Source organism: Shewanella sp. MM_2022_3 (genome assembly GCF_022557375.1).
In the GTDB taxonomy this organism is placed as follows: Bacteria; Pseudomonadota; Gammaproteobacteria; order Enterobacterales; family Shewanellaceae; genus Shewanella; species Shewanella xiamenensis.
The window spans coordinates 1-24498 of record NZ_JAKZGV010000050.1; the positions used below are offsets into that span (position 1 = coordinate 1).

General features: G+C 46.6%; 19 protein-coding genes and 1 pseudogene. 14 read left to right on the forward strand and 6 right to left on the reverse strand.

Going from position 1 to position 24498, the window contains the following annotated elements; all coding sequences use genetic code 11:
* The 3 genes and pseudogenes from MMG82_RS17925 to MMG82_RS17935 form a co-directional block, all read left to right on the forward strand.
* A pseudogene (locus MMG82_RS17925) lies at nt 1-69 on the forward strand (IS200/IS605 family transposase); the annotation flags it as partial.
* Between the two features lie 109 nt (nt 70-178).
* Nucleotides 179-1702 carry a tryptophan halogenase family protein gene (locus MMG82_RS17930; RefSeq protein ID WP_047534386.1) on the forward strand — a complete coding sequence of 508 codons (1524 nt, stop codon included), beginning with the start codon at nt 179-181 and terminating at the stop codon, nt 1700-1702.
* Between the two features lie 35 nt (nt 1703-1737).
* Nucleotides 1738-2427, forward strand: coding sequence for a SapC family protein (locus MMG82_RS17935; RefSeq protein WP_047534389.1), 690 nt, complete (start codon nt 1738-1740; stop codon nt 2425-2427).
* 60 nt (nt 2428-2487) lie between these two features.
* Here MMG82_RS17935 and MMG82_RS17940 read toward each other — a convergent pair whose 3' ends face one another.
* Nucleotides 2488-3396, reverse strand: a complete 909-nt coding sequence (locus MMG82_RS17940) for a sulfite exporter TauE/SafE family protein (protein WP_047534392.1) — start codon at nt 3394-3396, stop codon at nt 2488-2490.
* A gap of 489 nt (nt 3397-3885) precedes the next feature.
* Between MMG82_RS17940 and MMG82_RS17945 the strand changes: the two genes are divergently transcribed.
* From MMG82_RS17945 to MMG82_RS17980, 8 genes are all read left to right on the forward strand, one after another.
* Entirely contained in the window at nt 3886-4875 is a 990-nt protein-coding gene (locus MMG82_RS17945) for a transporter substrate-binding domain-containing protein (RefSeq protein WP_047534395.1), read from the forward strand.
* The gene (locus tag MMG82_RS17950; protein WP_047534397.1) at nt 4875-6362 is read left to right on the forward strand and encodes a methyl-accepting chemotaxis protein; all 1488 of its coding nucleotides are present in this window, start codon (nt 4875-4877) and stop codon (nt 6360-6362) included. The genes MMG82_RS17945 and MMG82_RS17950 overlap by 1 nt, the downstream gene beginning before the upstream one ends.
* 28 nt (nt 6363-6390) lie before the next feature.
* Nucleotides 6391-9081: a family 20 glycosylhydrolase gene (locus tag MMG82_RS17955; protein WP_047534400.1), complete on the forward strand. Its 2691-nt coding sequence runs from the start codon at nt 6391-6393 to the stop codon at nt 9079-9081.
* Between the two features lie 222 nt (nt 9082-9303).
* Nucleotides 9304-10212 (forward strand): BadF/BadG/BcrA/BcrD ATPase family protein, encoded by a 909-nt coding sequence (locus MMG82_RS17960; protein WP_047534403.1) that lies wholly within the window; start codon nt 9304-9306, stop codon nt 10210-10212.
* A gap of 58 nt (nt 10213-10270) precedes the next feature.
* Nucleotides 10271-11269, forward strand: a complete 999-nt coding sequence (locus MMG82_RS17965; protein ID WP_047534407.1) for an SIS domain-containing protein — start codon at nt 10271-10273, stop codon at nt 11267-11269.
* A gap of 42 nt (nt 11270-11311) precedes the next feature.
* Entirely contained in the window at nt 11312-12448 is a 1137-nt protein-coding gene (gene nagA, locus MMG82_RS17970) for an N-acetylglucosamine-6-phosphate deacetylase (protein WP_047534410.1), read from the forward strand.
* Between the two features lie 136 nt (nt 12449-12584).
* The gene (locus MMG82_RS17975; protein ID WP_172591548.1) at nt 12585-13772 is read left to right on the forward strand and encodes a DUF5009 domain-containing protein; all 1188 of its coding nucleotides are present in this window, start codon (nt 12585-12587) and stop codon (nt 13770-13772) included.
* A gap of 341 nt (nt 13773-14113) precedes the next feature.
* Nucleotides 14114-15421, forward strand: a complete 1308-nt coding sequence (locus tag MMG82_RS17980; RefSeq protein WP_047540143.1) for a sugar MFS transporter — start codon at nt 14114-14116, stop codon at nt 15419-15421.
* Between the two features lie 92 nt (nt 15422-15513).
* Here the strand turns inward: MMG82_RS17980 and MMG82_RS17985 are convergent, their stop codons facing one another.
* From MMG82_RS17985 to MMG82_RS18000, 4 genes are all read right to left on the reverse strand, one after another.
* A complete protein-coding gene (locus MMG82_RS17985) occupies nt 15514-16236 on the reverse strand; it encodes a TorF family putative porin (RefSeq protein ID WP_047534705.1) in 723 nt (240 codons plus the stop codon).
* Nucleotides 16237-16410: 174 nt separating this feature from the next.
* The gene (locus MMG82_RS17990) at nt 16411-16785 is read right to left on the reverse strand and encodes a cupin domain-containing protein (RefSeq protein WP_240293102.1); all 375 of its coding nucleotides are present in this window, start codon (nt 16783-16785) and stop codon (nt 16411-16413) included.
* Nucleotides 16786-16803: 18 nt separating this feature from the next.
* Nucleotides 16804-18294, reverse strand: coding sequence for a CoA-acylating methylmalonate-semialdehyde dehydrogenase (locus MMG82_RS17995; protein ID WP_241407231.1), 1491 nt, complete (start codon nt 18292-18294; stop codon nt 16804-16806).
* A 51-nt stretch (nt 18295-18345) separates the two neighbouring features.
* The gene (locus MMG82_RS18000; RefSeq protein ID WP_172591546.1) at nt 18346-19686 is read right to left on the reverse strand and encodes an aspartate aminotransferase family protein; all 1341 of its coding nucleotides are present in this window, start codon (nt 19684-19686) and stop codon (nt 18346-18348) included.
* Between the two features lie 281 nt (nt 19687-19967).
* Here MMG82_RS18000 and MMG82_RS18005 point away from each other — a divergent pair, with 281 nt between their 5' ends.
* A complete protein-coding gene (locus tag MMG82_RS18005) occupies nt 19968-21464 on the forward strand; it encodes an aldehyde dehydrogenase (RefSeq protein ID WP_241407232.1) in 1497 nt (498 codons plus the stop codon).
* Between the two features lie 286 nt (nt 21465-21750).
* Nucleotides 21751-22179, forward strand: a complete 429-nt coding sequence (locus tag MMG82_RS18010) for an OsmC family protein (RefSeq protein ID WP_047534723.1) — start codon at nt 21751-21753, stop codon at nt 22177-22179.
* A 94-nt stretch (nt 22180-22273) separates the two neighbouring features.
* Here the strand turns inward: MMG82_RS18010 and MMG82_RS18015 are convergent, their stop codons facing one another.
* The gene (locus MMG82_RS18015) at nt 22274-22894 is read right to left on the reverse strand and encodes a TetR/AcrR family transcriptional regulator (RefSeq protein ID WP_037421077.1); all 621 of its coding nucleotides are present in this window, start codon (nt 22892-22894) and stop codon (nt 22274-22276) included.
* A 358-nt stretch (nt 22895-23252) separates the two neighbouring features.
* Here MMG82_RS18015 and MMG82_RS18020 point away from each other — a divergent pair, with 358 nt between their 5' ends.
* A complete protein-coding gene (locus tag MMG82_RS18020; protein WP_047534725.1) occupies nt 23253-24491 on the forward strand; it encodes an efflux RND transporter periplasmic adaptor subunit in 1239 nt (412 codons plus the stop codon).
* Nucleotides 24492-24498 lie beyond the last annotated feature (7 nt).

Below are 24498 nucleotides of genomic sequence, written 5' to 3' on the forward strand. Positions count from 1 at the left end.
ATCCGTAGATACGTTAGGCATCAAGAGAAAGTAGAGCGGCAAGAGCAGGGTCAACTTGCTCTTGAATAAAGGCCCCCTTTTAGGGGGTTAAAACAAAGCCACCTTCTTTAGAAGGTGGATTCTTTACTGTCAATAAATTTAATAATAAACTTAGGTTTCTCCAATTTAGAGGCTCGTGATGACAATCAGAAAAATAGCTATTATAGGTGGCGGTACTTCAGGTTGGTTAGCGGCGAACCACTTAGGCCGAGCGTTGAAGGGGCGTTCTGGGTTATCTATTTCAGTGATTGAGTCTCCTGATATTCCTATTATTGGTGTCGGGGAAGGTACAGTGCCTTCGATTAGAAAATCATTACAGAGTTTTGGTATCAGTGAGTCAGAATTTATTCGAACATGCGATGTCACGTTTAAACAGTCTATTAAATTTGTGAACTGGTTAGATAAATCGCGTCACGGTAAGCATAATTTTTATCATCATCTATTCGATATCATTAATTTACACCAAGGTGACGCTGTATCGACTTGGTTGGCCAAACAAAGCGGACATTTTGCCGATTTTGTTTCCCCACAGCATTTAGCTTGCGAAGCGGCTAAAGCACCAAAGCTCATTACTACGCCAGAATATGCTGGTGTTTTAGGCTATGCCTATCACCTCAATGCAGCAAAGTTTGCCAAATTACTCGCTAAAAATGCCATTGAGAAATTTAATGTAGAGCATATTTTAACGACAGTACACGACGTGTGCTTAGGTGTAGATGGCGCTATCGAGTCATTGCAGACTGAGCAGGAGAATCTATCTTTTGATTTCTATATTGATTGCAGTGGCTTTGAATCTATTTTGTTAGCTAAAGCATTAAAAGTGCCATTTATCAGTAAAGCGCAGCAACTTTTTATTGATACGGCATTAGTTGCGCAAATTCCGACTCAGCCTGCTGATGTTATTCCTCCTTATACTAAAGCAACAGCACATCAAGCTGGGTGGATTTGGGATATTACGCTTACCCAGCGCCGCGGTACAGGATTTGTATATTCATCAGCGCATATGAATCAAGCTGAAGCTGAACAAAAGTTTGACCGTTATCTTGGTGGTAAACTCGCCGATATTCCCCATCGCAAAATCCCAATGACGGTCGGCTATCGTCAACAATTTTGGGTCAAAAACTGCGTTGCATTAGGGCTGGCACAGGGCTTTTTAGAACCCATAGAAGCGACTTCAATTTTATTAACGGACTTTTCTGCTCGATTTCTTGCTGAACGTTTCCCTGCTAATAAAGATGAGGTGGATTACTTATCAATGCGTTTTAATCGCACTGTTAACCACGCATGGGAAAGGGTCGTCGAATTTGCCAAATTGCATTATTGTTTGTCAGATAGAACTGACTCGGCATTTTGGCTTGATAATCAGCGTGAAGAGACAATTCCTGAGCCGTTAAAAGAGCGGCTTAACATGTGGAAGTCATTTAGCCCTATTGCAGAGGATTTTCCCTCAAAGTTTGAGGTGTTTAACTTAGATAATTACTTATATGTTCTTTATGGGATGAAATATCCGACTCAACCGCATGATAGAGGTTTAGTCGCAAAAGCTAATTTGAATGCTTATATGAGTAACATGTCGAATATGAAGCGCCAAATGTTTGAGGGGTTACCAGAACATAGAGAATTGATTGATAAGATTTGTACTTATGGCTTGCAAGCTATCTAAGCGCTTTATTTTAATGTGTAAAAAGGAAAAATAAAATGAAAACACAATTTGTACCTTTAAATGACGCAAGTCATAAAAATTTAGCGATTGGGGATAAGGTTGATTACAGCCTTTTTGAGACTATGCATATGCTCCCTCTTCAGGTTCAAGAGTTTATGTCTGCAGCGACCAGTTTCCCTATCGTGTTTACAAAAAACGCTCAAACTGGTGAGTTCCTCTCCATTGCGATTACTGCACTTAAGCCTAATACTAATAAGTTGCTCAAAAACGGTCAGTGGCAATGTCGCTATTTACCTATTCAAGTTCAATTGTATCCATTTGGAATGAGTTATATAGATAACGACAAAGTTATCTTGGGTGTCGATGTCAATAATTCATCAGTGGCAGAACATGAAGCGCATCGTTTATTTGATGATTCAGGCAATCAAACGGTCTATTTATCAAAAAAACTTGAATTGGCGAGTTTACAGGCTAGTTATCATGAGATGACAAAGTACTTTATCAAAGTGTTATTGAATCATGGACTGTTGCAACCACGTATATTAACAGTGACTACACTTGATGGCACTAAAACTAATATTGATGGAATATATACCATTGATGAAGGAAAACTGCAGCAGCTAGACGATACGACATTGCTTGATTTTGCTAAACGAGGTTTCTATTCGGCTATTTATGCGCATCTTTGTTCATTAAATTTAATTGATTTAGTGATGGAAAAATAAACTCAATTTTATATAGTTCGTTTTAATAATATTAAAACGAACTATTATAACTGGGGCTATTTAGTTTGCTAGCATCACACTCCCAGTCAAAATAATCCAGCTTGCAAAAAACAGTTTTAAGGTTTTGACTGGGAGAAATAACGCCAGCTTGCGGGCTAACAATCCTCCGATAATTGCACCGGGTCCTGCAAATAGCACTAATTCATATAAAGCGTGACTGTGGTCGGAGAACACGTGTATTGGGCTTGCCGACCAAACGGTTATGGCCGATACCACAACGCCAACCGCGACGGCCATCTTGGCGCAGATACCCCGTAACATCAGATAGATTACAATCAGTTCACCTACACCAACAGACAACCAAGCGGTGATGATCCCGCCAAAGTAACCAATGACCGCTAAACAAAAATAGTCTACGGATTTAAGACTATTACTTTGCAAATAGCGGCGTTGACTGCTGAAAATGATTGCTATCCCAAGCGCAATAGAGAAAAGGCTAAAACTGGTGTGGAGCGAAGAGGGCGAAGTTAGTTGCCATAACTCGCTGCTCCAAAGGCCAAGTACTGAAAAGCATGCACAAAGCAAGATACATGGAATAAAACCACACCAGGTTTTATCCGTATGGTGATGTTGTTGATAGTATCTTGACCATGAAATTGCGCCAGCAGTCATGCCAAAACACTGGATCATAAAAGACGTTGAAACGCTTTGAGTTTCTGTAAAATCTAAACTAGAGAACACTGGGATGAAAATAACGCCTCCGCCTGCTCCAGTTGAATTAGCAAAGATAGCTCCAGTTATCCCTAAAAATATAAACTTGCCATATTCTTTAATTAACTCAAATGGTTGTGCGAACTGAACAAACCAAACTATCCATGTGCTTAACAGAGTGAGCAGTACCGTTAACGACCGATAATATTGGCCGCTGAAGGTGTTTTTACGCTTAAAGGTAGGGATATATGTGAGCATCTTTTTAAGATAACTGAGTGTGGCGTTTGAGTTGTTGCGCCTATGTTATCAGTCAAAGACAGCGTTGTCACATAGGTTGATAAATATAGATTTTAATTTAACTAAATGAAATTTAAGGAATAAATTCATCTGACTTAAAAATATAAAGCTATTTGTCAAAAAAATGTAGAAATCCTGTTCTTTCTTGTGTAATTTAATGAATGACAACGCTGTCATGTGCTTGTGTGATGCGTTGTTTAGTAAGGTCTGCATGAAGAGGATGAGGTCTCCTTATTCATGTGTTTGGCAGAAGTATTGCTGGTCGGGCGGCGGTACGTTTGTCTTTAATATTTGATAGTCTCTCCCCAGAAACTAGCGTTGGCTGGGTACTGTAAACAGTGCCCAGCCATTTTTTTAGGTAGAGTGACCTTGTTAGGATAAGCAGACAAGTTAGCGGCATTAATAAATAAAACTCGCTGGATTTTCCAGTCATAAAAGAGGCTGCGATTCATGGTTATTCATATTGCTACACCGCTTTGCAGCGTAGTGGCGACTTTTGCTAAGCGTTTGTTGATGTCCGTCTTGGGACTCTGGGCGAGCGTTATGCTGTGTGCTTTGAGTTTCACCGCGATAGCCGCTGTGGAGTCAACGTCGTTTGCGCTTACTAATGCTGCTTTTGCGGCTGGCACTTCTTCGGCAAGCAATCCCACTCCTATCAAGATAGTGACCACCATCCAACAGCAATGGCAATTTAATCTGCTAAAAGAGGCGCTGCGCCGCTCCGGCAAGCCGTATCAAGTTGAACAAATGTCGACGCAGATGAACCAAAAACGCAATGCAGAGGAAGCACTTGCTGGCACTGTTGACGTATTTTGGAGCATGACTTCCAAAGAGCTTGAGGAAACCATGCTGCCCGTGCGGATCCCACTGTTTAAGGGATTGCTTGGTAACAGATTATTAATTATCCGTAAAAGTGATGAGGCTAAGTTTGCCAACGTAAAAACATTGGCGGATTTTAAACAATTAACCGCTGGGCAAAACCGTTATTGGCCCGATGCGAGCATTCTCGAAGCTAATGGTGTGCCGTTGGTAACGAGCTATCAGTACACCAATCTATACCCGATGTTAGAAGGTGGCCGGTTCGACTACCTTGCGCTTGGCGCACAGGAAATCGGCGATGAACTTACTACCCACCCTGATCCCGCACTTAAAATTGATAGCCATATCCTGCTGCAATATCGCTCTCCGGCCTATTTTTTTGTCTCACCAAAACGCCCTGAGTTAGCTGAGGCAATCTTAGCGGGGCTTGAGTACATGATTAGCGACGGTAGCTTCGATGAAATGTTTAATCGTGAACTTAAGATTGAGCAGCTCTACCGTGATGCGCAGTTTGAGCGGCGCGTGATTATCCGCTTAGATACGCCAGATTTACATCCCCTAACGCCGATTGAACGCCAGGAGCTGTGGTTAGATCTATTTAGTGTGCAAGGTGCAACATAATGAAAACATTAGCCTTAAAAGTTCAAATTGGTCTAGCTGCGGCGATATTTATGATCGTGAGCGCCTTGTTTGGGGCGTCCTATTGGTTGGCGAGCGATAAGCTGATGAGCGGTGAAATGGCCTTTGAAGACAATACGGTCGCTAATCTGCAAGTCACTATGGCGCAACCTATTTTTACCTACGATTACGAACAGATCCGGGCTGTATTATCCGTCATGTTAAAGTCTGAACAAATTTATCAAATTACCGTTATGGATCATCGCGGTAAACTGCTTGCTGAGGATAAACAAGTCGAGGCAGTTGCCATCAACTATCTACAAACAAGAGAGTTACAGTTCAGCGACCAAGGTAATCCTACCGGGCGTCTAACCATTACTTTTTCCATTTTGCCCGTAAAAGCGCAGTTATCCGAGTTGTTGCTGAGCTACTTTATACAGGCTTTGTTGATTTTAGCGGGCAGCCTCTTCGTGATTTTCATTATTTTAAAGCGTTTAGTGATCACCCCATTAGATAAGGTTGTCACCGCGTTAGAAGAGATTGCCAATGGTGATGGCGATTTAAGCCATCGATTACCCGTTGAAACTGAAGATGAAATTGGCAAACTCGCCAATGCTTTCAACGGCTTTGTCGAACACATTCACGGCACGATTTCAAGGGTGCATGAAACCTCGAGTCTGCTATTGGGCGATGCTAAGGCGCTGGGCACGTTGTCGCAAAGCAACAATCAAAGGGTGCAAGCTCAGCTTAAAGAAACCGAAGCCGCGGTCACGGCCGTGACTCAATTGAGTGCCAGTGCAAATGAAGTGGCCATCAATGCTAAACGTACCGCCGATGCGGCAACCCAAGCCGATAGGGCGGTTGACGATGGCCAGCGTCAGTTTGACTCGGGCTTAGCCATTACTCGCCAACTTGCGGCTGAGTTAACACGTTCGGCTCAGTCGGTGTCGCAGTTACAACAGGAAACGCAGCGTATTGATGAAGTTGTGGTGGTGATCAGCAGCATTGCTGAGCAGACTAATCTGCTGGCGTTAAATGCCGCGATTGAAGCTGCCAGAGCGGGTGAGCAGGGGCGTGGTTTTGCCGTCGTTGCCGATGAAGTGCGCTCTTTAGCGAGTCGCACCCAACAGGCGACGGGAGAAATCCAAAAAATGATCCAACAGGTGCAGAGCCGAGTTGCCGAAACCGTGAATGTGATGCAATCGAGTCAGACTCTCTCCAATCAAGGGGTCAACCGTTCGGAAGAAATTAAGCTCGTTCTATCTAAAGTGACTGATTTAGTTTCAAATATCAGTAATATGAATATCGAAGTTTCCCATGCGGCGCAGGAGCAAACCTGTGTCACCGAAGCGATTTCTCGTACATTAAATGATCTTGCCAATGTCTCAGGTTCAGCCTCTCTCGATAGTGAGCATCTAGCACAATCGAGTGAGCGACTGTTTCACCAAGGGGAAAGACTGCGGACGTTAGTAACTTCCTTCAGATTGTAGCCATTTCTGAAGCTAGAAAAGGAATATCATGAATAAAACGATTGCCGCCACCGCCATTTTATTTGCATTAGGTTTAAGTGCTTGCAGCCAAGCGCCTAAAACAGTAAATGTGCCAGTGCCAAGCTCAGCCGAGCTCGCCACGCCTGCGTCATTAACCCAAGCGCAATTGCAGCAGTTTGGGGATACCTTGGGCGTGAGTTATCGCGTGCTCACTAACAGGCCCGATAATAACTGTGATAAAGCCGCCGCTGAAGGTCGTTGTTTTGTGGCTGAAATTGATTTTGTCCCTGGCGTTGATCTCAAAGGTCACGACTGGGCGATTTATTTTAGCCAGATGCGTCCGGTGCAATCGGTTGAAGGCAAAGAGTTTTCCATCACTCATATCAAGGGCGATCTTTATCGGATAACGCCTACTGAGGCATTCAGCGGTTTTAACAAAGGGGTTAAAAAGACCTTAAGGTTCCGTGGTGAGCTTTGGCAATTGTCCGAAACCGATGCCATGCCAAACTACTACATCGTTGCTGGGGATTTATCGCCAGTGGTGATTGCCAGCACGCAAGTGCAGCAAGATCCTGATACTCGAATGGAAGTGCGTCCCTATGTTGAGCCGTTCACCGATATGGTGAAACAGTATCGCCGCACTGATGCGGATAAATTAGTGCCTGCGACCGCATCACAGCTATTTAGCAACAACCAAAATGTCAGTGAAGATGCCTGCTTAGCGGTCAATACCATTATTCCTTCGCCGCAAAAAGTGACGATCCATTCTCACGATAAAGCGGTATCACTCACCTCTGGCATTAAATTGGATGTCGCGTCAGTATTGAGTCCATCCGCTGAAAATCAGTCTTTTAAAACCGAGCAAGTGGCTGCGGCGCTTGAACGCTTAGCACGTTTGGGTGTTAAAGAGTCAGACCAAGGCTTAGTGGTGAAACTGAGCTGGCGCCAAGGCGCAGAGAGCAGTTATCTGCTGGATATCAAACCTGATGGTATCAAGGTTGCCGCAGGTGATGCGGCAGGATTTTCCTATGCGTTATCATCGCTTGCCAGTTTGATTGATGTGCAGGATTTGCGCGTAAATGCGATGACTATTGAAGATAGCCCAAGATATCCATTCCGCGGTATGCATATCGATGTGGCCCGTAATTTCCACAGTAAGGCGATGATTTTTGCTCTGATAGATCAAATGGCGGCTTACAAACTCAACAAATTACATCTGCATATGGCCGATGATGAAGGTTGGCGCTTAGAGATTGATGGTCTGCCTGAACTAACCGATATTGGTAGTAAGCGTTGCCACGATCTTGAGGAAAATACCTGTTTGTTACCGCAGCTTGGCAGTGGGCCTGTTGCGGAGTCGAGCGTTAATGGTTTCTATAGCAAACAAGACTATATCGATATAGTCAAATACGCCGATGCCCGCCAAATTCAAGTGATCCCTTCGATGGACATGCCTGGCCATAGTCGCGCAGCGATAAAATCCATGGAGGCGCGTTACCGTAAATTACTCGCCCAAGGCAAGCCTACGGAGGCGAAAACCTATTTGTTGTCGGATGCGGCTGATACAACTGTGTATTCTTCGGTGCAGTATTACAACGACAACACCCTGAACGTCTGTATGGAATCGACCTATCAATTTGTCGATAAAGTGATTGATGAAATTGCCAAATTACACCAAGCCGCGGGTCAACCATTAACTCGATACCATATCGGCGCCGACGAAACCGCTGGGGCGTGGAAGCAATCTCCTGAGTGTTTATCCTTTGTAGCCAATAACGATAAAGGCGTGAAATCTATCGAGGATTTAGGCGCTTACTTTATTGAGCGGATATCGAATCAACTGGCGGAAAAAGGCATTGAAGCCGCAGGTTGGAGTGATGGCATGAGCCATGTTCGCCCAAGTTATATGCCAGCTAAAGTCCAATCCAATATTTGGGATGTGATCGCCTATAAAGGATATGAGCATGCCAATCAGCAAGTGAACAACGGTTGGGATGTGGTGCTCTCGAATCCTGAAGTACTTTATTTTGATTTTCCCTACGAAGCCGATCCTAAAGAGCACGGCTATTACTGGGCAAGCCGCGCCACCAACGCGCACAAAGTGTTTAGCTTTATGCCGGATAACTTAGTGGCGAATGCGGAGCAGTGGACCGACTTGCAAAATCTGCCTTTCGAAGCCGACGATAGGGCAAGAACCGATGAGAAAGGCAAAAAATCTGGACCACGGGAGCAAGGTAAAAACTTTGCTGGTTTACAGGGGCAGTTGTGGAGTGAAACCATTCGCAGCAACGATACCGTTGAGTACATGATTTTCCCTCGTTTATTGATGCTGGCTGAGCGTGCTTGGCATCAAGCAGAGTGGGAAGTGCCTTACCAATATCAAGGTGCATTGTATAACCAAAGCACTGGGCACTTTACTGCGGCAATGCGTGACGCGCAGGCACAATCTTGGCAGCAAATGGCCAACACATTAGGGCATAAGGAGTTTATTAAACTCGATAAGGCAGGTATCGATTACCGAGTGCCGACTGTAGGTGCCGAGATCCGTGACGGTAAACTGTTTGCCAACGTGGCTTATCCAGGACTTAAGATTGAGTGGCGACAAGCGAGTGGGCAATGGCAATCCTATCAAGCAGGGCAGGCGGTAACTGCGCCCGTTGAGATCCGTGCTATTGCTGCTGATGGTATCCGCAAAGGCAGAAGCTTAATCGTTAATTAATCTGTTATGTATCTGGCTGTATTTTAATAGAAAAATACAGCCTTTTTCTTTTTCACTTTCAGTCAATTCTTTCGCCTGACATTTGATTAGAAATTGCTTCAAAAAGTAAATGACAACGCTGTCATTTTTGCTGTAACATTGAGTTAACTAAAGTTAGGTGTCGTATTAACGGCATAAGTATAAGCAACGGTAGCGCTGCATTAAGAGATGAAGAGGGATGTCATGGGGTTAGTCCAGACAAAAGATCAACAACTGTTTATCGGTGTTGATGGGGGCGGCAGTAAGTGCCGAGCCACTATCTATACTGCGGACGGTACCGTTTTAGGGACAGGTGTTGCTGGGCGCGCTAATCCGCTGCATGGTCTTGCACAAGCATTTGCATCGATTGAAGCATCGACTCGCCAAGCTCTGTTGGATGCGGGCATGAAGGAAACCGATAGCCATTTACTCGTCGCGGGCTTAGGGCTGGCGGGAGTCAATGTGCCGCGCCTGTATCAGGACGTGATCAGCTGGCAGCATCCGTTTGCTGCCATGTTTGTCACAACGGATCTTCATACCGCTTGTATCGGTGCACACCGCGGCGCCGATGGTGCGGTGATCATTACGGGTACGGGTTCTTGCGGTTATGCCCATGTAGGTGATGACAGCTTAAGTATTGGTGGCCACGGTTTTGCGCTGGGTGATAAGGGCAGCGGTGCTTGGCTTGGCTTAAAAGCCGCCGAGCATGTGTTACTCGCCCTCGATGGTTTTGCCGCGCCGACTGCTTTAACCAAGATGCTGTTAAACCATTTTGGGGTAAGTGATGCCTTGGGCATCGTCGAGCATCTCGCCGGTAAGTCTTCGAGTTGCTATGCCGAATTAGCCAGAAGCGTACTCGATTGTGCAAACGCGGGTGATGAAGTCGCTCGCGGGATTGTGCAGGAAGGCGCCGATTACATCAGTGAAATGGCACGCAAGCTGTTTAGCCTCAATCCAGTGCGATTCTCGATGATCGGTGGCCTTGCCGAACCTTTACAGGCGTGGCTTGGCAGCGATGTGGTGGCCAAGATTTCTGAAACCTTAGCGCCGCCAGAATTGGGTGCCATGTACTTCGCTCAGCAGCAATTTAACTCAGTCAACATTAATGAATAAGCCGTTTTAGCGCATCAGTGCTAAAGCAATACCCGTATTGATTTGTAAGGTAAATAACATGACAAACACTATTATGGAGCAAGAAGCTCGCACCGCGCCGCAGAAGATTGCGGGTCAGTTAGCCGCTAACGCCGATTTAATGCAGCAGTTAGGTGAAAAACTGCGTGCTTTCGATCCCCGTTTTGTGATGATTGTGGGCCGTGGTTCATCGGACCATGCGGGTGTATTTGCTAAATATCTTTTTGAAATTGAAGTCGGCGTGCCAACGTTTGCCGCCGCGCCATCTGTGGCCAGCGTTTACGGTAAAACCTTGAAGTTAGAAGGCGGATTAGTGATTGTGATTTCGCAATCTGGCCGCAGCCCTGATATTTTAGCCCAGGCGCGTATGGCGAAAAACGCTGGCGCGTTTTGTGTGGCGTTAGTGAACGATGAAACCGCTCCAATTAAGGATATCGTCGATGTGGTGGTGCCATTACGCGCCGGCGAAGAGAAAGCCGTTGCCGCAACAAAGAGCTACCTTGCAACTCTGTCGGCGATTCTACAATTAGCCTCGGCGTGGACGCAGAGCGAATCCCTTGCCGCAGCAGTTAACTCATTACCGCAAGCACTGCAAACTGCGGTTGATGCTGAGCCACAATTGACTCCAGCATCGGTTGAAAACGTGAAAAACTTAGTCGTGTTAGGCCGTGGCTTGGGTTATGCGGTGTCTAAGGAAATTGCGCTTAAGTTAAAAGAAGTGTGCTCAATCCACGCTGAAGCCTTTAGTAGCGCAGAGTTTCTCCATGGTCCCGTGACCTTAGTTGAGAAAAAACTCACGATTGTGGATGTGTGCATTGGCGATGAGTCTTACGCTAGCCATATCGAACAGATTGAAAATGTGAGCCAACGTGGTGCCGATTTAGTCCATTTAAATCAAACATCGACGGATATTCATCCACGTGTGGCGCCGTTAGCCCTGCTACAACGTTTTTATATTGACGTGGCAGCCGTCGCTATTGCCCGTGGTATTGACCCTGACCAACCCGCAGGGCTGAAAAAAGTCACTCAAACGCTGTAATGGCTGGCCGTTATCGCCGCGTTAATTTGAAAAGAGGTTTGGATGAAATTCACCTTAATTGCCGAGCAACTGTTTGATGGTGAAGCCTTCCATCGGGATGTGCCAGTCACCATTGAAGATGGGCTGATAGCCAGCTTAGACACCGCATCGGGTGCTAAGGAAATTCGCTACCCAGGCACCCTAGTGCCAGGGTTTATCGATGTGCAAGTTAACGGCGGTGGCGGCGCGTTATTCAATAGCAGCCCAACGGTTGCTTGCATTGAAACCATAGGCAAGGCGCATGCTCGCTTTGGTACCACAGGCTTTTTACCCACGCTGATTACCGATAATGTGCAGGTGATGGCTAAGGCGGCCGATGCGGTTGCTAGTGCGGTCGCGCAAAAGAGCGCAGGTGTATTAGGGGTGCATTTCGAAGGTCCGCATTTGTCTGTACCTAAAAAAGGCGTGCATCCACAAGGTTTTATCCGTGGGATCACCGAGGCTGAACTGGCGATTTTTTGCCGTCAGGATTTAGGTATCCGCGTTGTCACCTTAGCGCCTGAAAATGTCTCGCCCGAGGTGATCCGCCTGTTGGTGGCGTCGGGCGTTAAAGTGTGTTTGGGCCACTCCAATGCGGACTACGATACCGTTGTTGCAGCATTAGCGGCTGGGGCGACAGGTTTTACCCATCTATATAATGCGATGTCACCCTTAGGTTCCCGCGAGCCTGGTGTGGTGGGCGCAGCGATTGAGAGCGAAACCGCTTGGTGTGGTTTGATTGTCGATGGTCATCATGTGCATCCCGCTGCAGCTCGTGTTGCCCTACGTGCCAAACCTCGTGGCAAAGTGATGTTGGTGACCGATGCTATGCCGCCTGTGGGTCTGGATGATGAAACCAGTTTTGAGCTGTTTGGTACTCAGGTGCTGCGTGTCGGCGACAGATTAAATGCGGTGACGGGTGAACTGGCTGGCTGCGTGTTAGATATGGCAAGTGCGGTCCATAATACGGTGAATATGCTAGGTTTGCCGCTCGGTGAGGCCTTGCGGATGGCATCTTTGTATCCAGCCGAGTTCCTTGGCATTGCCGAGAGCGTCGGTCGGTTAGCCGTAGGGCAGCGTGCCGATTTAGTGCTGCTGGATAATCAGCATCAAGTGCTGGCCAACTATATTGCTGGAAATGCGGTTTATGTTCGCCCTTAGTGTGTTGAGTCCGTAAAGCGTTCACCTTGGCCCTTGTCGTATTTTGATGACAGGGGCTAAGTTTTTTTATTGTACAGTCTGCATTTTGCTCTACATCTTGAAAAATAATTTAAATAACAATAATAAGGATAATGGTATGAGTACGACTGCGCCGGAATCTGTCGCCAATACGGGCGTTAATGCTCAGGATGCTGCCGCGAAAAAGCGTCAGCCAAAGCCAAGATTGATGTCCCTCGATGCCTTGCGCGGCTTCGATATGTTTTGGATTTTAGGTGGCGAAGCCCTATTTGGCGCCTTGCTTATTTTGACTGGCTGGGCGGGCTGGCAATGGGGTGATACCCAAATGCATCATAGTGAGTGGAATGGCTTTCGCTTCTATGATTTGATTTTTCCGCTGTTTATTTTCCTCTCCGGTGTTGCCCTTGGATTATCGCCAAAACGCTTAGATAAACTGCCGATGCATGAGCGCCTGCCTGTGTATCGTCATGGCGTTAAGCGGCTGTTTTTGCTATTGTTGCTTGGTATTCTTTATAACCATGGTTGGGGAGCGGGAGCACCTGCCGACCCTGAAAAAATCCGTTATGCTAGTGTATTAGGCCGTATTGCCTTTGCGTGGTTTTTTGCCGCCTTGCTGGTGTGGCATACCCGTTTACGGACCCAAGTGCTGGTGGCTCTAGGCATATTAGTGGCCTATGGCGCGGCGCAACTCTGGTTACCGTTTCCTGGTGGACAGGCGGGTGTGTTATCACCCACTGAGTCAATCAATGCTTATGTCGACAGCCTGTTATTGCCGGGTGTGAGCTATCAAGGACGAACCCCCGATCCTGAAGGCCTGTTATCGACACTGCCCGCCGTAGTCAATGCCTTAGCGGGTGTGTTTGTCGGTCACTTTATTGTGAAATCTCATCCTAAAGGTGAGTGGGCTAAAGTCGGCATATTGAGTGTTGCCGGTGGTGTTTGTTTAGCCTTAGGTTGGTTGCTTGATGGGGTCATTCCCGTCAATAAAGATCTGTGGACAAGCTCTTTTGTGTTGGTTACTAGCGGTTGGAGCATGCTGCTGTTAGCACTGTTTTATGCCCTAGTGGATGTACTGAAATGGCAAAAGCTCGCCTTTGTGTTTGTGGTAATCGGTACTAACGCCATCATTATTTATCTAGCCTCCAGCCTAGTGGATTGGAAGTATATCGCCCAGAGTGTGTTCGGTGGCGTTATCGCGGCATTACCGGAAAATGCTCAGCCCTTAGCGGCCGTGATTGGTTTGCTCACCGTTCAATGGTTAGTGCTGTATTGGATGTATCGTCGCAATATTTTTGTGCGAATTTAATTTCTCATTATCTTGTGCTTTTATCAGGCCGCAGAGCGATCTCTGCGGCTTTTTTATTTCATGTTTGATAGTTGCCATACGCATCTTTGGTTTTAAATCAGGATCTAGCTAAGCGTTTAGGGTTTATTGTGATGTTCAAGGCGGCATTTTTAGGATTAAATTGCAAATGACAGCGTTGTCTTTTTGTGTTGTTTGTTTTAACATCACTGAAACAATGGTGAGTTCGAATGATAACATTAGCCATTGCAGATGAGTTGCAATAGGGATGTGTGCAATACTCAGCGGATTTTTGTCCCGCAATCACCTTAAAATTAATTACTATAAGAAGCAGGTTTATGGAAATGACACTCGATAAAAGCCAGCAGAAAAGCAGTTTTATCCCCATGGCGATAGTGGCAGCACTCTTTTTCATCCTCGGGTTTGCAACTTGGTTGAATGGTTCTTTAATGCCCTATTTAAAACAAATTTTGCAACTCAATCCCTTCCAAGCTTCATTAATCCTGTTTTCTTTCTATATCGCGGTGACCTTTACTGCACTGCCCTCGGCGTGGCTTATCCGTAAAGTGGGCTACAAAAATGGGATGGCCTTGGGCATGGGCGTGATGATGCTCGCGGGTTTACTGTTTATTCCAGCGGCGAAGACCCAAGTCTTCGCCCTATTTTTATTTGCCCAATTAGTTATGGGGGCGGGGCAGACGTTACTGCAAACCGCAGTAAATCCTTATGTTGTTCGTCTTGGGCCTGAAGAGTCAGCGGCGGCGCGTGTTAGCGTGATGGGTATTTTGAACAAAGGTGCGGGGGTGATTGCACCGTTAGTGTTCTCAGCGTTGATTTTAGATAGTTTTAAAGACCGTATCGGCACAACATTAACGCAAGTACAAATTGATGAAATGGCCAATAGTTTGGTTTTTCCTTACTTAGGCATGGCGGCGTTTATCGGTGTTTTAGCCTTGGCGGTGAAAAAATCCCCATTACCAGAATTATCTAATGAAGATGAAGTCGCTGAGCATACAGATAAAAGCCAGATTAAAGCGGCGTTATCTCACCCTAACTTAGCATTTGGTGTGTTGGCATTGTTTGTGTACGTAGCGGTAGAGGTGATCGCTGGCGATACTATAGGTACCTTTGCGTTATCTTTAGGCGTTGAGCATTACGGGGTCATGACCTCATACACTATGGTTTGCATGGTGCTGGGTTATACGCTGGGGATTATCCTTATCCCTCGCATTATTTCTCAACCGACAGCGCTGATGATTTCCGCAATTTTAGGCATATTACTCACCTTAGGCATTCTGTTTGGGGATAACAATTCCTACGCTATTGCTAACACTTTGTTGGTGCCTTTTGGGGGCGTAGCTTTACCTGATACCTTGCTATTGATTGCTTTCTTAGGATTAGCCAATGCGATTGTGTGGCCTGCCGTATGGCCTCTTGCTTTGTCGGGCATGGGCAAATTGACGAGTACGGGTTCTGCGCTCCTTATCATGGGGATTGCCGGCGGTGCCTTTGGTCCAGTGTCTTGGGGGTTAATGAGTTCGGCAACGGATATGGGGCAGCAGGGCGGGTATATGGTGATGTTACCTTGTTATCTGTTTATTCTCTTCTATGCAGTCAAAGGCCATAAGATGCGCAGTTGGTCTTCAAATTAATAATACATTCATGACAAAAATAACTAAGCCCTCGAAAGAGGGCTTTTTAATGACTTTTGTACTAGGGTGTTTTGTCTAATGAGATAACCCTATTAGAAAGCGTAACTAACGCTCGCGAGGACGGTATCGTCGTTTTGGTATACACCGTCGGAGACTTTTTGATCGCCACTTAAATCAGTGCTTAACCAAGCAAGTGAAAGGCCAAATCCCATTAATTCCGTGGAGACACCAACAGAATAGTCGGAGTAACTATCGAAGCCTTCACCATCATCTAATGCATCGCCAACGTTGTAGCCGTAATGCAGATCGAGATTCCAGTTTTCGACAAACTCATAGGAATAATTGACTTCACCGTAGTGGTAATCTAAATCAGTGCCACCGTAGTCATTGGTATACCAATAGGCTACGCGAAATCCGCTAAACTCGACGCCAGCCGTTACTTCGAAATAGCCAAGATCACTCTCGCCCGAATAGTTATAGCGGTTCAGTGTTACGTCGTAGCTGACGTTATCATTGATATCACCACCGTAGGCAACATAGAAGTCATACTCAACATCTGGGCCATTATAACCAGGTTCATCAAAGTCGACGTTACTGGCCCAGGCGCCGACAGAAAATCCTGATTCAAAACTCCAGTCTATTCCACCTTGCACAGCGGGATCTCCAGCGGTTTGCGAGACACCGCGGAAGCGATAATCGTTAGTTAAACTAATCTCACCAGACACTTCTGCACTGGCTATGCTGGAAAATAAGCTGGTAGTAAGCGCGAGTCCAGCAAGTTGTGCTAGCCGTTTTTTCTGTAGGTTATTATTCACGGTATTTCTCCCATTTTCTTGATTGACACGGATGTACAACGTTCTTTTATGTTTAAAAACAGGTTTGTACATTCGATTATTTGCCAAACAACAGCCAAGGAAACTCCGTTGCTGTGACCTCATGGCGGTAAAGCTACATCACTTTAGCTTTGTTCATCGAGGTTAAACGCACCTCTATAAATGTGAGTTTTGTTCGAAGATGACGTACACCTTGCGGCAGGGGGTGACGACTTGCCACACACCTTGAAATCCCGCCGGAATAATAAAGCGGTCACCGACACTGAAGGTTTGAGACTGTCCTTCAAGATCGGTAATCACACTGGTTCCTTCGAGAATTTCACAATACTCATATTCAGTGTAGTTGATTTTCCAAGCGCCTGATTCGCTTTGCCAAATTCCACTATGAAATTGGTTACAAGGGCTAGAATAATGATTTTGTAATTGCTGGGTGGGATTGCCTGCAATACGCTTTTCAGGAGCGACTTGATAGCTCTCCACTGGCGGTTGTGCGCTGGCAAAGCGAATGATCGACGTGACGCTCATGGTCATATAGGGCTCCAGTCGATGTTATTTCATGGTCGGCATTACAAACTCAGCTTGAGTCTGTTTGCCTACAGGCCAGCGAGCGGTAATGGCTTTGCGTTTGGTATAAAAACGAACACCATCAGGGCCATGCATATGCAAAGGTCCAAAGAGTGAGCGTTTCCAACCGCCAAAGCTATGGAAAGCCATCGGTACGGGGATTGGTACGTTTACGCCGACCATACCTACTTGCACATGGTGGCAAAAATGACGGGCAGCTTCACCGCTTTGAGTAAAGATCGCCGTGCCGTTGCCAAATTCATGTTGGTTTATCAGTTTAAGTGCACTGGGATAATCTTTGACTCGAACAATGGATAGCACAGGGCCGAAGATTTCTTCGCGATAGATCCGCATATCCGGCGTGACATGGTCGAATAAACAAGCCCCAAGGAAGTAACCTTGTTGATGATCGGCAACGGATAATTGTCGGCCATCAACCAGTAAACTTGCGCCTTCTTGAATACCTGTTTCAACATAATCAGTGACTTTGGCGAGATGCTGTTTAGAGATGAGTGGACCCATTTCCATTTCGGGGTTAAGACCGTTGCCGACTTTTAAGTTTTGGATCTGCGGCAATAGTTTTTCCACTAATTCATCACCCACATCACCCACAGCTAACACGACCGATATCGCCATACAACGCTCGCCCGCACTGCCGTATGCTGCGCCCATCAGTGCACTTACCGCTTGATCTAAATCCGCATCCGGCATCAGTAGCATATGGTTTTTTGCGCCGCCTAAGGCTTGTACTCGTTTACCGTGTTTGGATGCTGTGCTGTAGATATACTCGGCGATTGGCGTTGAACCGACAAAACTAACGGCTTGCACATCTGGATGAGTGAGCAGGGTATCTACGGCCTCTTTATCACCGTTGATCACGTTAAACACTCCATCAGGTAAGCCAGCTTGTTTGAGCAACTCGGCAATCTTCATCACTGAACTTGGATCTTTTTCCGAGGGTTTCATAATAAAGGTGTTGCCGCAGGCAATGGCGATTGGGAACATCCACATGGGAACCATCACGGGGAAGTTAAAGGGCGCTATGCCAGCGACAACACCTAAAGCTTGATTAACGGACCAAGAATCCACACCACCACCAACTTGCTGCGTGTGCTCCCCTTTGAGTAAGTGCGGGATACCACAGGCAAATTCGACAACTTCGAGGCCGCGGATAAGTTCTCCTTTGGCATCATCGATCACTTTGCCGTGCTCTAGGGTGATGAGCTGCGCCAGTTCATCCATATGCTGCTCGACTAACGCTTTGAATTTAAAAAGCACACGGGCGCGATTAAGGGGCGTTACCTGTGACCAAGTCTCAAAGGCCGCTTTGGCGATGGCAATCGCGGCAGCGACTTCATCGCTGCTGGCGAGGGATACTTGACCTCGGCATTCGCCAGTGGCCGGTTCAAAAATTTCTTGGCTTCTTGTACTCGCTGGAGTGTGTTGGCCATTCACATAGTGGGTAATCTTAAGCATAGCTAACCTTTATTTTCCCTAATTTCTGGGCGTGTGATTGAAAATGGTGCATCATCCAACGGCATAAATAGCATCGCTGAGACTATTTACCATTTGGTCAATTTGATGTTTCTCAACAATGAGTGGTGGGGACATGGCGATAATATCGCCCGTTGCCCGCACGAGCGTGCCTTGATGAAAACAGCGCTCGAACACCCGATAACCGCGTTTGCCAACGCCTTCGTTATTAGGCGCAAGCTGGAAACCCACGACTAATCCGGTGTTGCGAATATCAATCACATTGGGTAACCCCTTGAGGCTATGAACAGCCTCTTCAAAATAACGTTCAAGCTCGAAACTACGTTCAAACAACTGCTCATTTTCATAGATGGAGAGCGTGGCGAGTGCTGCGGCGGCAGCGACTGGGTGGCCCGAATAGGTATAACCGTGGAAAAACTCGATAAGTTCGGTGGGGCCTTGCATACAAGTATCGTGAATAAAATCCTGCACAAACACGGCGCCCATTGGGATCGCGCCATTATTAATGGCTTTAGCTGTGGTGATGATGTCGGGGATAACGCCCCAACGTTGGCTGGCGAATGCTGCACCTACACGGCCAAATGCGGTAATGACTTCATCGAAAATCAATAAGATGCCGTGTTTTTTAGTGATTTCACGTAAGCGTTTTAAGTAGCCTTGAGGTGGTAAAATTACCCCTGCAGAACCTGACATAGGTTCAACAATAACGGCAGCAATATTTTCGGCGCCATGGAGTGTGACTAATTGTTCTAATACCTCTGCTTTTTCAGCACCGAGGCTTGGTAAGCCACGACTAAAGGCGGAATGTTGAATGTCTAAGGTGTGGGGCAGGTGATCCACGCCTTGCAATAGCTGGCCGCTGAAGGCTTTACGGTTATTGCTTAAACCACCCACCGAGATCCCACCAAATCCTACGCCATGGTAACCCATTTCACGGCCAATAAAGCGGGTGCGTGACGCTTGGCCATTGGCTCTATGGTAGCAAAGTGCCATTTTAAGCGCGGTATCAACCGACTCAGAGCCTGAGTTGGTAAAGAATACTTTGTTGAGTCCTTCTGGGCTGAGTTCGGTTAAACGTTCGGCCAGTTCAAAAGCGATGGGATGGCCCATTTGGAAGGAGGGAGCGTAATCCATTTCTCGAATTTGTTTGCTGACGGCCTCACTGATCTCACGTCGACCATGGCCCGCATTACAACACCATAACCCCGCGGTTGAGTCTAATACCTTGTTGCCATTGATATCTGTGTAATGCATGCCTTCAGCTTTGGCGAGTAATCGAGGGCTCGCTTTAAATTGGCGATTGGCGGTAAAAGGCATCCAATAGTGTTCAAGTGAAGGATGCTCGTGGGCGAGATTGTTGGGTGAGTCGGCCATAGATGTTTACCTTGTCCTTTTCCTTGTTAAATGGGGTCAGGTCTTCGTTAAGAGTGGCTAATATTTGCTATGCTATGTTAGAAATAATGAACATGGAAGAGGCGTGTGCAGTTATTTGTGGCAAAAATGCTATTTTTGTAAAAAATATTGAATTTTGATGTCTTAAAAGCGTAATCTAGGCAGCAGTTACAGCCTTAGGTCATCTTTGGCAGTTGTTAGTCGAGATAGCCCTTATCCCAATAAAGATAAAATAAACGAATACAAACGATTAAGAGGTCATCATGAGTACACCTAAAACACGGAGCGATTGGGAAAACCTCGCTGCAAGCCTAGCAATCAATGGTAAGGCTTTTATTAACGGCGAGTATCGAGATGCGACATCAGGCAATACCTTTGATTGCATCAGTCCAATCGATGGCCGTTTATTAGCGCAAGTTGCCAGTTGCGATTTGATGGACGCCAATATCGCCGTGGCTAATGCTCGTGAGGTTTTTGAGTCTGGGGTATGGTCAAAGGCCGCTCCTGTTAAACGTAAGCAAGTGATGATCCGTTTTGCCGAATTGTTGGAAGAAAATGCCAATGAACTCGCTCTGTTAGAAACGTTGGATATGGGTAAACCGATACGTTTTTCAAAGGCGGTAGATATTGCCGGCGCTGCCCGTGCCATCCGTTGGTCGGGGGAAGCCATTGATAAACTCTACGATGAGCTGGCGCCGACGGCGCATAATGAAATCGGCATGATTACTCGTGAACCTGTAGGCGTGGTGGCAGCGATTGTGCCTTGGAATTTCCCGCTACTAATGGCCTGTTGGAAGTTAGGCCCTGCACTCGTGACGGGGAACAGTGTTATCCTTAAACCCTCTGAAAAATCACCGCTCACCGCCATTCGTATTGCCGAACTTGCCGTTGAAGCTGGGATCCCTAAAGGTGTGCTAAACGTATTGCCGGGTTATGGCCATACCGTCGGCAAAGCACTGGCGCTGCATATGGATGTCGATACCTTAGTCTTTACTGGCTCAACAAAAATCGCCAAGCAATTAATGATTTATGCTGGCGAGTCGAATATGAAGCGGGTCTGGTTAGAGGCGGGCGGTAAAAGCCCGAACATCGTATTTAACGATGCGCCTGATCTTAAAGCAGCGGCTGTGGCTGCCGCTGAAGCCATTGCTTTTAACCAAGGTGAAGTTTGTACCGCAGGCTCGCGTTTACTGGTGGAAGCTGGTGTTAAAGATCAGCTGATTGCACTTATAGCAGAAGAGCTCGCCTCGTGGCAGCCTGGGCATCCACTGGATCCAGCTACCGTTAGCGGCGCAGTGGTCGATAAGCAGCAATTAGATACCATCTTAAGCTATATCAAGGCGGGCCAAGATGAGGGCGCGAGCTTAGTGCATGGTGGACAACAAGTGCTGGCCGAAACGGGCGGTGTGTATGTGCAGCCAACGGTATTTTCAAATGTGAAAAACCAAATGAAAATTGCCAGTGAGGAAATCTTTGGCCCTGTATTATCTGTCATTGAATTCAATGGTATGGAGGAGGCGATAGCGATCGCTAACGATACCATTTACGGTTTAGCGGCAGGTGTTTGGACAGCTGATATCAGCAAGGCGCATAAAACGGCTAAAGCATTGCGTAGTGGTATGGTGTGGATTAACCATTATGATGGCGGTGATATGACGGCACCTTTCGGTGGATATAAGCAATCGGGTAATGGCCGAGATAAATCTCTACATTCCTTTGATAAATACACTGAAATCAAGGCAACGTGGATAGTGCTATAAGTAGATAGTGCGATAACCCTTTAACCCATACTTGGCCTCTTTCAATGTTATTGAAAGGGGCTTTTTAATGCTTTTTTACTTCGATGGCTTGGATTTTCATTGGTTTGTCTGTGCAGAATAACTGACATGTATCGCGATTTAATTAAAACCTTACACCCTAGACAGGTAGGTTAAACTCTTACACCGACTTACTAACCTGACTTTATAAACTGTGATCTTAGCTTGTGACTTTTCATGTTAACATTATTAGAATAATCTGATTGAAAAAAAACTAATGGAGTTTGTTATGGCTGAAAAAGTTGTTGAAGTCACCACACATATGGCAAGCGGTTGGAAGGTTACAGCGCAGGTGCGGGAGCATTTGCTGGTTATTGATCAACCCAGCGCTACCAATGAAGGAGCTAACCCTTTAGAGACCTTTTTATTCTCGCTTGGTGGCTGCATTTCTGCGATAGCTAAGATGGTTGCGCGTGAACGTAATATCACCATTCATCGGTTTGATGTGCATGTGAGAGCCGTGATGAATTCGGCGGGATTATTAGGCCAACCCTCGGACGATCCTGTTGGATTTAAAGAAATCGCCATCAATGCCAGCATAGACGCCGACTTAACCGATGCAGAAAAGAATGAGTTTTTAGATACTGTGTGTAATCGTTGTCCCGTCCATGACAATCTGCTGCGTCCAAGCTTAGTTACCCACCAAGTTCAGCACTAATCACGATATTAATCTCGATTTTTTTAGCGTCTTAAAAGCATAAACCCCAGTGTTCACTGGGGTTTATGTTAATCGTTATATGCTAATCGTGCTATCACTGGTTATTTTTCGGAAAGTTAGCTAACACTAACTCCGCCACTTTACGTAATTCATTGGGGCAAATGCCATTGGTTGCTTGTACGGCCATGCCTTGTAGCACTGTGCCAATGTATCGAGACAGCAGCAGCGGATCGGCATCTTCGGGGAGATCGCCCTCATCCTTTGCTCGTTGCAGGCGTTCGCATAATGCTTGCTCACCATCACGGCGACGGGTGATCAGGGTTTCTTTAATGGCTTGTCCAGCTTCACTACAGGCGAGAGCGCCTTGGACAATCAAGCAGCCATGGGGTTGGTTTTCATCTACCAAGGACGTTGCAGCGCCAAGTAGCATGGACTCAACCACTTGATAGGCAGTTTCTTTTTCAAGCGAAGGATAGAAAAATGCACAGGGGCGCTGCTCGTATAACTCGATCGCTTTCAGAAACAGCTGCTCTTTGTTACCAAAGGCGGCATATAGGCTGGGTTTGTTGATGCCCATGGCCTGAGTGAGATCGGTTAACGATGTACCTTCAAAACCTTTTCGCCAGAAGACTTCTAAGGCTTTAGCCAAAGCATCGTCGGCATCGAAGGCTCGTGGGCGACCTACGCAGGGCGTCTGGGTGACGGTTGACATCATTAGGCTCCTCAATTCTCAATTGCCCCTAGGATAGACATGGGTTTAGCTCATGTCCAGCCACTCTTGCCTGCTGTCTGCGGGTTAGGTGCGTAACTCACCAAAATATATCGTCCATTCAAGCTCACATAGCACGTTCGCTGTGGCTAATTACCTTAAAGGCTTAACTGCATGGTTTCAAGCTGTCACAAAAATTAAATACCTATCGGTACAAAATAAGTTGACAGGGTCATTTTACACTATATATTACCGCTCAGTACATAATATTTTTTACCAGTCGGTATTTATTGGTGTTGACCGAGTGTCCATCACTGATGTCTGTCTTAAACGAGATAAATGCCTGCCACATGAGGATTGTAAGATGAAAAGTAACCCACCTTTACGGATATTGATGTTGACTGCCGTGGCGGCGTTTGTCCTTTCGGCCTGTGGTAAACCAGCTGCACAGCAAAGCCCTGCTCAAGGTGCACTTAAGGTCGATGTTGCGCAGGTATTGCATGAGCGCGTTACCGAGTGGGATGAATTTACCGGCCGTTTGCAGGCGCCAGAAAGTGTGACCTTAGTGCCACGCGTGTCTGGTTATATCGCGTCGGTAAACTTTAAAGAAGGCGCCTTAGTGAAAAAAGGCGATGTGCTATTCCGTATCGATGCGAGTGTGTTCGAAGCGGAAGTGGCCCGGTTAAAAGCAGAGCTTGCTAGCGCGCTCTCTGCTGAGCAACTGGCCACTAACGACCTTGAGCGTGCCCGTAAGTTGTTTGATCAAAAGGCGGTCTCGGCCGAGTTACTTGATACCCGCGAGTCTAATAAACGTCAAACCGCGGCGGCTGTAGCCTCTGTGAAAGCGGCGCTGCTGCGCGCCGAACTGGATTTAGATTACACCCAAGTGCGCGCGCCGATTGATGGCCGTGCCTCCTACGCCAATGTCACCGCCGGTAACTATGTGTCTGCGGGGCAGAGTGTATTAACTAGCTTAGTGTCGACCGCCAGCATGTATGCCTACTTCGATGTGGATGAGCAAACCTATCTGAAATACGTCAAGTTAACCGCCGAGAAAAAGCGTAAAGACCCTCGTGCAGGCGATAATCCCGTGTATATGGCGCTGGCTAACGAACGCGAATATCAACACATAGGTCTAGTGGACTTTGTCGATAACTCTATGGACAGTCAGACGGGCACTATTCGAGTACGTGCCACGTTTAGCAATGAGGACAACAGCCTGCTCCCTGGTTTGTTCGCCAGATTACGTACCGCCGGTAGCGGCGCCTATGACGGTATCTTAATCGATGATAAAGCCGTGGGCACGGATCTGAACAATAAGTTCGTTTTAGTAGTGGCAAACGATGGCACCGTGGAGTATCGCGGTGTCACCCTAGGTGAAAAAGTTCAAGGTTTACGCATTGTTAAGCAAGGTTTAGCGGCAGACGACAAAATCGTCGTCAATGGCATGCAAAGGGTTCGTCCTAAGATGCAAATTGAGCCACACCTGGTCGATATGGCCGACAGCGAACAGCTAGAGGCGCTTCGACAAGCTCAATTACTACTTGATAAACATCAAGAAAATATCACCACCCCAGACGTTGAAGTAGCGAGCCGCGGTTAAGGAATCC

Coding starts and splice junctions, on each gene's coding strand:
- MMG82_RS17930 (WP_047534386.1), top strand. CDS start 179: ATGACAATCAGAAAAATAGCTATTATAGGTGGCGGTACTTCAGGTTGG.
- MMG82_RS17935 (WP_047534389.1), top strand. CDS start 1,738: ATGAAAACACAATTTGTACCTTTAAATGACGCAAGTCATAAAAATTTA.
- MMG82_RS17940 (WP_047534392.1), bottom strand. CDS start 3,396: ATGCTCACATATATCCCTACCTTTAAGCGTAAAAACACCTTCAGCGGC.
- MMG82_RS17945 (WP_047534395.1), top strand. CDS start 3,886: ATGGTTATTCATATTGCTACACCGCTTTGCAGCGTAGTGGCGACTTTT.
- MMG82_RS17950 (WP_047534397.1), top strand. CDS start 4,875: ATGAAAACATTAGCCTTAAAAGTTCAAATTGGTCTAGCTGCGGCGATA.
- MMG82_RS17955 (WP_047534400.1), top strand. CDS start 6,391: ATGAATAAAACGATTGCCGCCACCGCCATTTTATTTGCATTAGGTTTA.
- MMG82_RS17960 (WP_047534403.1), top strand. CDS start 9,304: ATGGGGTTAGTCCAGACAAAAGATCAACAACTGTTTATCGGTGTTGAT.
- MMG82_RS17965 (WP_047534407.1), top strand. CDS start 10,271: ATGACAAACACTATTATGGAGCAAGAAGCTCGCACCGCGCCGCAGAAG.
- nagA (WP_047534410.1), top strand. CDS start 11,312: ATGAAATTCACCTTAATTGCCGAGCAACTGTTTGATGGTGAAGCCTTC.
- MMG82_RS17975 (WP_172591548.1), top strand. CDS start 12,585: ATGAGTACGACTGCGCCGGAATCTGTCGCCAATACGGGCGTTAATGCT.
- MMG82_RS17980 (WP_047540143.1), top strand. CDS start 14,114: ATGACACTCGATAAAAGCCAGCAGAAAAGCAGTTTTATCCCCATGGCG.
- MMG82_RS17990 (WP_240293102.1), bottom strand. CDS start 16,785: ATGACCATGAGCGTCACGTCGATCATTCGCTTTGCCAGCGCACAACCG.
- MMG82_RS17995 (WP_241407231.1), bottom strand. CDS start 18,294: ATGCTTAAGATTACCCACTATGTGAATGGCCAACACACTCCAGCGAGT.
- MMG82_RS18000 (WP_172591546.1), bottom strand. CDS start 19,686: ATGGCCGACTCACCCAACAATCTCGCCCACGAGCATCCTTCACTTGAA.
- MMG82_RS18005 (WP_241407232.1), top strand. CDS start 19,968: ATGAGTACACCTAAAACACGGAGCGATTGGGAAAACCTCGCTGCAAGC.
- MMG82_RS18010 (WP_047534723.1), top strand. CDS start 21,751: ATGGCTGAAAAAGTTGTTGAAGTCACCACACATATGGCAAGCGGTTGG.
- MMG82_RS18015 (WP_037421077.1), bottom strand. CDS start 22,894: ATGATGTCAACCGTCACCCAGACGCCCTGCGTAGGTCGCCCACGAGCC.
- MMG82_RS18020 (WP_047534725.1), top strand. CDS start 23,253: ATGAAAAGTAACCCACCTTTACGGATATTGATGTTGACTGCCGTGGCG.